Raw genomic sequence first — 7,903 nt, 5'->3', positions numbered from 1 at the left:
CGCCGCAGCGATCGCACCATACCCGTCGGCGCGGCACCACGAGCACGACCCGAAGCGCAAACAGCGGAAGGTCACGCACCCGGCGAACGGTCGTCTCATGGACCTGCCGGCATCGGTTGCCGCAATGCGCGCAATGCATCGTTTTGGCGGACGGCTTCAGGTGGATCATCACCGTGCGGCTCTCGCCCTCCGGCCACACGACCCGCTCCACCCGGTATCCCTTCCAGCCACCCAGCGCCTCGATCGTCTTCCGATCCAGCATGGAACGTCCCTTAGACCTCTCTCGAAAGGTCTAAGTTATCGATGCTAGGGAAAACGCTCCACGGAAACCTGCGAAGAACCTTTTTTTTGCGTCGCACTGCTTCGACCAGTGACGGGCTGCGACGACAGGGCTGAAGCCGAAGCTGCGGGTTTTGCTACGATCCCACCGATCCCCCGCAAGGCACGCCCGTGACCGCGCAAAACCCCTTCACCGACTTCGAGACCCTGGGCCGCCAGGTTTGGGAGGCATGGAGCCGCCAGTGGGCCGGACCCGCCGCGCCGCCGGCGGCCAACGCATCCTTGCCGGGCGTCGAGGGCCTCAAGAGCTATCTCGACTGGATGCAGCAGACCGCCGCCATGGCCGGGCAGGGCGGCCACGTTTCCCCGCCATCGCCTTTCGCCGGTTGGACCATGCCTGGCATGGGTACGCCACCGATGGGCCTCGACGCCCTGCGCAGCCTGCTCGGCACGCCGGCCTTCGGCCCTGGCCGCGAGCAGCAGGCCCAGCAGCAGGCGCTCATGCGCGCGCTGCTGGATCACCAGCAGGCGAACGCGCGCTACCAGGAACTGCTCGCCCGTGCGCAGGCCCAGGGTACGCAGCGCGTGCAACGCAAGCTGGCCGAGCCCGGCTTCCAGGTCGATTCGCTCAAGGCCATGTACGACCTGTGGGTCGACGCGCTGGAAGATGCCTACGCAGAGATCGCCCTGTCGGACGAGTTCCGCGAAGCCTACGCTGCGCAGGGCAACACGCAGATGCGCGTGCGCCAGTTGCAGCAGCAGCAGGTGGAACAGTGGTGCCGCGACGCTGGCCTTCCGACCCGCAGCGAAGTGGCCACACTTGGCCAGCGGCTGCAGGAACTGCGCCGCGACGTGCGCCGCATGCAAGCTGCGAAAGAAGCGGTTGCCGCCACATCCGCCGCGGCAAAGGCCGTAAAGACGGCCAAGCGCCGTGCTTCCGCCAAGCCTGCCGGCAGCACCATGGACAGGCCTGCCACCAGGGCAGCCACCCGCCGCGCACCGCGCAAGCCGCGCTGAGGACCATCATGCACACCCCGTGGCCCGCGGACCCTACCCGGATCCTCGAAGAAGTCGCCGCCTTCCAGCGCAAGCTCGCCGCCGGTGCGGTGAACCTGCAAAGCCTGGCGGAACCCGGCTATGCCGGTACCCCGCGGGAACTGGTCTACCGCGAGGACAAGCTCACGCTCTGGCGCATGCGCGCAGAGCATCCGCCGACCTCCAGGACACCCTTGCTGATCGTCTACGCGCTGGTCAATACGGTATGGATGACAGACCTTCAGACCGACCGCTCGCTGGTGCGAAACCTGCTCGCCCAGGGCGAGGACGTGTACCTGATCGACTGGGGCTACCCGGACGGTGCCGACCGCTGGCTCACGCTGGAGGACTATATCGACGGCTATCTCGACCGCTGCGTCGACGTGGTGCGCGCGCAGGCGGGCGTGGCGGCGATCGACCTGCTCGGTATCTGCCAGGGCGGCGCGTTCTCCCTGTGCTACGCGGCGCTGCACCGGGAAAAGGTCCGCAACCTGATAACCATGGTCACGCCGGTCGACTACCACACGCCGGACAACATGCTCTCGCACTGGGCACGCGACATCGATGTGGACCTGTTCGTCGACACGCTGGGCAACATCCCGGCGGCGCTGATGAACTGGGTCTACCTCACCCTCAAACCCGTGCGCCTGCTGCAACAGAAATACGTGAACCTGGTTCAGATCCTGGACAATCCGCGGGAGCTGGAGAACTTCCTGCGCATGGAACGCTGGATCTTCGACTCGCCCGACCAGGCCGGCGAGGCGTTCCGCGAGTTCGTCAAGGCATTCTTCCAGGCCAACAAACTGGTCAGGGGCGGGCTCTCGATCGGCGGCAAACCCGTCGAACTGGCGAACATCACCCAGCCGGTGCTCAACATCTACGCCGAGCAGGATCATCTGGTGCCGCCGGATGCATCGCGCGCACTGGGCCACCACATCGGCAGCGGCGACTATACGGAACTGGCGTTCAAGGGCGGCCATATCGGCATCTACGTCTCTGGCCGCGCCCAGCGCGAAGTACCGCCCGCCATCCACCGCTGGCTGCGCGAGCACGGGTGACCGCAGGGCGGGTCGGGCCTGCCAGGTCATCATCGCAAGCCCAATGGTCGGCTGAAGCCCACCCTACGCAGCGTGTGCGTTGACGCATGCTAGGCTTTTCGATCATTCCCCGTGATTGCACGCTTATGAACACCTCGACCGAACCGGATCGCGAGCACGACACCATCCGCGCCGTGCAGTGGCGCGGCGATCGCCTGTGCCTGCTCGACCAGCGGCTGCTGCCCGGTGAGGAACGCTGGATCGAATGCCGCGATGCCGACCAGGTGACGCAGGCGATCCGCGACCTTGCGGTGCGCGGCGCACCGGCGATCGGCATTGCTGCCGCCTGGGGCGTTGTGCTGGCGGCACAGCAAGGCGCGCCGCTGGATCCGGTGCTGGCCATGCTGCGGGCCGCACGGCCGACCGCGGTCAACCTGATGTGGGCGCTCGATCGCATGAAGGCGCGCATCGTCGCGGGCGTGGGCGCCGCCGCGCTCGAGCGCGAAGCGCAGGCGATCCAGGACGAGGATCTGGCCGCCAACCGCCACATGGGCGAGCTGGGCGCCGCGCTGATCGCGCCCGGCTCGGGCGTGCTGACCCATTGCAACACCGGCTCGCTGGCCACCGCCGGCTACGGGACTGCACTGGGCGTCATCCGCGCGGGGGTCGCAGCCGGGCGGATCGACGAGGTGTTCGCCGGCGAGACACGTCCCTGGCAGCAGGGCGCGCGCCTGACCATGTACGAGCTGATCCGCGACAAAATTCCTGCGCACCTGATCGCCGACTCGGCGGCCGCGCACCTGATGCGCTCGGGCAAGGTGCAATGGGTGATCGTGGGTGCGGACCGGATCGCGGCCAACGGCGATACCGCCAACAAGATCGGCACCTACCAACTGGCCATCGCCGCGCGCCACCACGGCGTGAAGTTCATGGTGGTGGCCCCGTCCTCGACGGTGGACATGGCCACGCCCAACGGCGAGGCAATCGAGATCGAGCTGCGCCACGCCGACGAGCTGCTGTCCACCGGCGGGCGCCGTACGGTGGTCGAGGGCGCGCAGGCCTGGAACCCGGTGTTCGATGTCACCCCCGCGGAGCTGATCGACGCGATCGTCACCGAGCGCGGGGTGATCGAACGGCCGAACGAGCCGGTCATGCAGGCGGTCTTCGGCCGGTGAGATTGCGCCGCGAGATCGGCATGTTCGCCATCGGTGGCGTGCTCGGCCTGGTCGTCGACGCCGGCACCGTGCAGGCGCTGGTCGTATGGGGCGGCTGGAATCCCTACCTGGCGCGAGTGCTTTCGTTTTTGCTGGCGGCCACGGTGACCTGGGCCTGGAACCGCCGGCATACCTTCGCCCATCGCGACAGTGGCCATTCGGCCGCCGCCGAATGGCTGCACTGGCTCGCGCTGATGGGCGTGGGTGCATGCGTCAACTACGCCATCTACGCGGCGCTCCTGCTGGCCTTCGAACCGCTGCGGCGGTGGCCTGCATTGCCCGCCGCGGCCGGGTCGGCGGTCGCGGCGCTGGTCAATTTTTCGACGGCGCGCGGCGTGCTTTTCCGTCGGCCAAAACGTGCCGTCTAACGTCTTGTTTTAAAAGACAAAAATAAGGGCTTTCCTGGCGCATTCGTGGTACAATTTCACGATTGCTTGAGGGCCGCGCAACCGCGTGCACGAAGCGCGGGCTGCGCGGCCTTTTTTGGTTCCATGGAAGCCGACTGGGAAGCCGATTGATGGCAGAACTCGCCAAAGAAGTCATCCGCGTCAACATCGAAGACGAGATGCGCCAGAGCTACCTCGATTACGCCATGAGCGTGATCGTGGGACGCGCCCTCCCTGACGTACGCGATGGCCTGAAGCCCGTGCATCGCCGGGTTCTGTTTGCGATGAACGAACTGGGCAACGCCTGGAACAAGCCGTACAAGAAGTCCGCCCGCGTGGTCGGCGACGTGATCGGTAAGTACCACCCGCACGGAGACGCGTCCGTCTACGACGCGATCGTGCGCATGGCCCAGCCGTTCTCGCTGCGCTACATGCTGGTCGATGGCCAGGGCAACTTCGGTTCGGTCGACGGCGACAATGCCGCGGCGATGCGTTACACCGAGGTGCGCATGTCGCGCCTTACCCACGAGCTGCTGGCGGACATCGACAAGGAAACGGTCGACTTCGGGCCGAACTACGACGAGAGCGAAAGCGAACCGCTGGTGCTGCCCACGCGCGTACCGAACCTGCTGATCAACGGTTCGGCCGGCATCGCGGTGGGTATGGCCACCAACGTTCCGCCGCACAACCTCAACGAGGTGATCGCCGGCACCATCGCGCTGATCGACGAGCCTTCGCTCTCGGTCGATGAGCTGATGCAGTACATCCCGGGGCCCGATTTCCCGACAGCCGGCATCATCAACGGCGCCGCCGGCATCGTCGAGGCCTACCGCACCGGCCGCGGCCGCATCCTCGTGCGGGCCCGCACGGAGATCGAGACCGAGGCCAACGGCCGCGAGACGATCCTCGTCCACGAGCTGCCGTATCAGGTGAACAAGGCCCGGCTGATCGAGAAGATCGCCGAGCTGGTCAAGGAGAAGAAGCTCGAGGGCATCAGCGAACTGCGCGACGAGTCCGACAAGGACGGCATGCGCATCGTGATCGAGGTGCGCCGCGACGCGATGGCCGACGTGGTGCTCAACAACCTGTTCCTGCAGACGCAGCTGCAGGTGACGTTCGGCATCAACATGGTGGCGTTGCTGGACGGCCAGCCGCGCCTGCTGAACCTCAAGGAGATCCTCGAGGCCTTCATCCGCCACCGCCGCGAGGTGGTGACCCGGCGCACCATCTTCGATCTGCGCAAGGCGCGCGCCCGCGCGCACATCCTCGAAGGCCTGACCGTCGCGCTGGCCAACATCGACGAGATGATCGAGCTGATCAGGAACTCCGCCTCGCCGGCCGAGGCGCGCGAGCGGATGCTTGCGCGCAAGTGGCAGCCGGGCATGGTCGGCACGTTGCTGGCCGCCGCGGGCGCCGAAGCCTCGCGGCCGGAGGACATGGACCCGCGCGATGGCCTGAAGTCCGATGGCTACCAGCTCTCGGACGTGCAGGCACAGGAAATCCTGGCGATGCGCCTGCACCGCCTGACTGGGCTGGAGCAGGAGAAGCTTTCCGACGAGTACCGGCAGATCCTGGAGACCATCCGCGGCCTGATCGAGATTCTCGAAAACCCGGAAGTGCTGCTGAAGTTGATCCGCGAGGAACTGGAGGTCATCAAGGCCGAATACGGCGACGCGCGCCGTACCGAGATCCAGCACTCGCAGGAGGACCTGAACGTCCTCGACCTGATCGCGCCGGAAGACATGGTGGTCACGCTATCGCACACCGGCTACGTCAAGCGCCAGCCGGCCAGCACCTATCGCGCGCAGAAGCGCGGCGGCAAGGGGCGCTCGGCCTCCGCGCTGAAGGACGAGGATTTCGTCGAGCAGCTGTGGGTGGTCAACACCCACGACACGCTGTTGACCTTCACCAGCACCGGCCGCGTCTACTGGCTCAAGGTCTACCAGATGCCCGAAGCGGGCCCCGGCGCCCGCGGCAAGCCGATGGTCAACCTGCTGCCGTTGGGCGAGGGCGAGAAGGTGCAGGCGGTGCTGCCGATCCGCGAGTACAGCCCCGAGTGCTACGTGTTCTTCGCCACCAAGGGCGGCACGGTGAAGAAGACGCCGCTCACCGAATTCGCCTTCCAGCTGCAGCGCGGCAAGATCGCGATCAACCTGGATGAGGGCGATGCGCTGGTCGACGTGGCGATCACCAACGGCAACAGCGACATCCTGCTGTTCGCCTCCAACGGCAAGGTCAACCGCTTCGACGAGAACACCGTGCGCTCGATGGGCCGTACCGCCACGGGCGTGCGCGGCATGCGCCTGGCCGACGGTGCCGAAGTGGTTTCGCTGATCGTGGCCGCCGAGGGCGACATCCTCACCGCCACCGAACGCGGCTATGGCAAACGCACGCCGCTGGAGGAGTTCACCAAGAAGGGTCGCGGCACCCAGGGCATGATCGGCATCCAGTGTTCCGAGCGCAACGGCCCACTGGTCGCCGCGGTGCAGGCCACCGAAGGGCACGAGCTGATGTTGATCTCCAACCAGGGCACGCTGGTACGCACCCGCGTCGGGGGGATCTCCCAGCTTGGCCGCAATACCCAGGGCGTCACCCTGATCCGCCTGCCGGCCGATGAAAGCCTGGTCAGCGTAGTGAGGCTCGATGCCGAGGAAGGCAACGGCGAAGATGCAGAGCTGGGCGAAGGCGTTGCCCCGGAAGGCCCGACGCCGGTCCAGGAAGGAACGGGCGAAGCCTGACCAGTCGGTCGCAAAAAGCCCCGGGTTACCGGGGCTTTTTTTATTATGGAGGACGCCGCTCGGCCGCGATGCTAACGCCGATCGAGCGAGTATTTTCCGGGCCCCGTGACGTACAACAGCAACAGGCCGCCCATGATGGCGAGGTTCTTGTAGAAATTGATCGCGTTGGCCATGCGGTCGGCACCGGCCATCGTCCAGAAGTGATGCCCGATCAGCGCCGTCCCTAGCGTATACAGGGCGAGCAGCAAGGCCAGCGGCCGCGTGTAGAAGCCGAGCACGAGCGCCAATCCAACGAAGAACTCCATAAGGACGACCACGGCCGCCACCAGCGTGGGGAGCGGCAGGCCCTGGCTCGCCATGTAGGCGGCCGTCCCGGAGAAATCGGTCAGCTTGCTCCAGCCGAACAGGACGAACAGGGCCATCATCAGGATGCGGGCCAGCAGGAGCAGCCCGTCGTCGTACTTGCTGGAATACGAGTCATGCATGGCAGCTTTCCTCCTTGCGATCGGGTTGTGTGCGGAGCAGGTGTTGCGGGTGTCGCGTACTACGGAAAGTCCTCGTCGCTTCGACTCGCGCGCAACCGGCGCAGAGGATGGTGCGGGTCAGCCCATCGTTGCCGGCGTATCGGTGCCTGGCGTAAGTGCCTGCAGCATCGCCTCGGCTGTGGATACGCGGAATTCCCCCGGTGCCTCGACGTGCAATTGGCGCACGACTCCGTGTTCGGCGTACAGCGCGAAGCGGCGGGCGCGCACGCCCATGCCGTAGGCGGTGCCATCGAACTCCAGGCCCAGCGCGCGCGTGAAGCTTCCGTTGCCGTCAGCCAGGAGCCTGAGGCCTTGCGGCACCTGTTGGATGGCCGCCCACGCCTGCATGACGTAGGCATCGTTCACGGCCATGCCGAACACCTCGATGCCGCGTTCGCGAAAGTCGCGGAAATGCTGCACGTAGCCTGGCAGGTGGTGATCCGAACAGGTCGGCGTGAAGGCGCCGGGCACGGCGAACAGCACGACCCGGGGACCGCCGAGCAGGCTGGCGGAGGGCATGCGCCGGACGGGGGCGCCGTCCTCGATCACGGCCACTTCGAGGTCCGGCAGGGGCTGGCCGATCTGGATGCTCATGGGCTTTGTCCGAGGGTGGGCAGGCATCGTAAACCCCGCCGCGCCAGCTGTCGCCTTGAATCAGCGCCGCTTGCACCTACTTTTGGGACAAGCGGC

General features: G+C 66.5%; 8 protein-coding genes. 5 read left to right on the top strand and 3 right to left on the bottom strand.

Annotation, left to right across the window (positions count from 1 at the left end; translation table 11 throughout):
* Window positions 1-262: transposase family protein (locus BMZ38_RS09050; protein ID WP_175484749.1), on the bottom strand; the 262-nt coding region annotated here is incomplete at its 3' end.
* A gap of 188 nt (window positions 263-450) precedes the next feature.
* Between BMZ38_RS09050 and BMZ38_RS09045 the strand changes: the two genes are divergently transcribed.
* The 5 genes from BMZ38_RS09045 (at window position 451) to gyrA (ending at window position 6,689) form a co-directional block, all read left to right on the top strand.
* Window positions 451-1,296, top strand: coding sequence for a poly(R)-hydroxyalkanoic acid synthase subunit PhaE (locus tag BMZ38_RS09045; protein WP_091336517.1), 846 nt, complete (start codon window positions 451-453; stop codon window positions 1,294-1,296).
* Between the two features lie 8 nt (window positions 1,297-1,304).
* The gene (phaC, locus tag BMZ38_RS09040; protein ID WP_091336515.1) at window positions 1,305-2,372 is read left to right on the top strand and encodes a class III poly(R)-hydroxyalkanoic acid synthase subunit PhaC; all 1,068 of its coding nucleotides are present in this window, start codon (window positions 1,305-1,307) and stop codon (window positions 2,370-2,372) included.
* A 125-nt stretch (window positions 2,373-2,497) separates the two neighbouring features.
* Window positions 2,498-3,526, top strand: coding sequence for an S-methyl-5-thioribose-1-phosphate isomerase (gene mtnA, locus BMZ38_RS09035; protein ID WP_091336513.1), 1,029 nt, complete (start codon window positions 2,498-2,500; stop codon window positions 3,524-3,526).
* Between the two features lie 20 nt (window positions 3,527-3,546).
* Window positions 3,547-3,933 (top strand): GtrA family protein, encoded by a 387-nt coding sequence (locus BMZ38_RS09030; RefSeq protein ID WP_091336578.1) that lies wholly within the window; start codon window positions 3,547-3,549, stop codon window positions 3,931-3,933.
* A 149-nt stretch (window positions 3,934-4,082) separates the two neighbouring features.
* Window positions 4,083-6,689 carry a DNA gyrase subunit A gene (gyrA, locus tag BMZ38_RS09025; RefSeq protein ID WP_091336511.1) on the top strand — a complete coding sequence of 869 codons (2,607 nt, stop codon included), beginning with the start codon at window positions 4,083-4,085 and terminating at the stop codon, window positions 6,687-6,689.
* A gap of 71 nt (window positions 6,690-6,760) precedes the next feature.
* Here the strand turns inward: gyrA and BMZ38_RS09020 are convergent, their stop codons facing one another.
* Window positions 6,761-7,174 carry a DoxX family protein gene (locus BMZ38_RS09020; RefSeq protein WP_091336509.1) on the bottom strand — a complete coding sequence of 138 codons (414 nt, stop codon included), beginning with the start codon at window positions 7,172-7,174 and terminating at the stop codon, window positions 6,761-6,763.
* A gap of 117 nt (window positions 7,175-7,291) precedes the next feature.
* Complete coding sequence (locus tag BMZ38_RS09015; protein ID WP_091336506.1) at window positions 7,292-7,807, bottom strand: peroxiredoxin; 516 nt, start codon at window positions 7,805-7,807, stop codon at window positions 7,292-7,294.
* Between the last annotated feature and the right edge of the window lie 96 nt (window positions 7,808-7,903).

It is taken from the genome of Frateuria terrea, assembly GCF_900115705.1.
GTDB lineage: Bacteria > Pseudomonadota > Gammaproteobacteria > Xanthomonadales > Rhodanobacteraceae > Frateuria_A > Frateuria_A terrea.
This window is presented reverse-complemented; position numbering and strand designations above follow the sequence as displayed.

What these genes read in the sequence shown, in the direction of transcription:
- phaC (WP_091336515.1), top strand. Translation starts at nt 1,305, where the DNA reads ATGCACACCCCGTGGCCCGCGGACCCTACCCGGATCCTCGAAGAAGTC.
- mtnA (WP_091336513.1), top strand. Translation starts at nt 2,498, where the DNA reads ATGAACACCTCGACCGAACCGGATCGCGAGCACGACACCATCCGCGCC.
- BMZ38_RS09030 (WP_091336578.1), top strand. Translation starts at nt 3,547, where the DNA reads ATGTTCGCCATCGGTGGCGTGCTCGGCCTGGTCGTCGACGCCGGCACC.
- gyrA (WP_091336511.1), top strand. Translation starts at nt 4,083, where the DNA reads ATGGCAGAACTCGCCAAAGAAGTCATCCGCGTCAACATCGAAGACGAG.
- BMZ38_RS09020 (WP_091336509.1), bottom strand. Translation starts at nt 7,174, where the DNA reads ATGCATGACTCGTATTCCAGCAAGTACGACGACGGGCTGCTCCTGCTG.
- BMZ38_RS09015 (WP_091336506.1), bottom strand. Translation starts at nt 7,807, where the DNA reads ATGAGCATCCAGATCGGCCAGCCCCTGCCGGACCTCGAAGTGGCCGTG.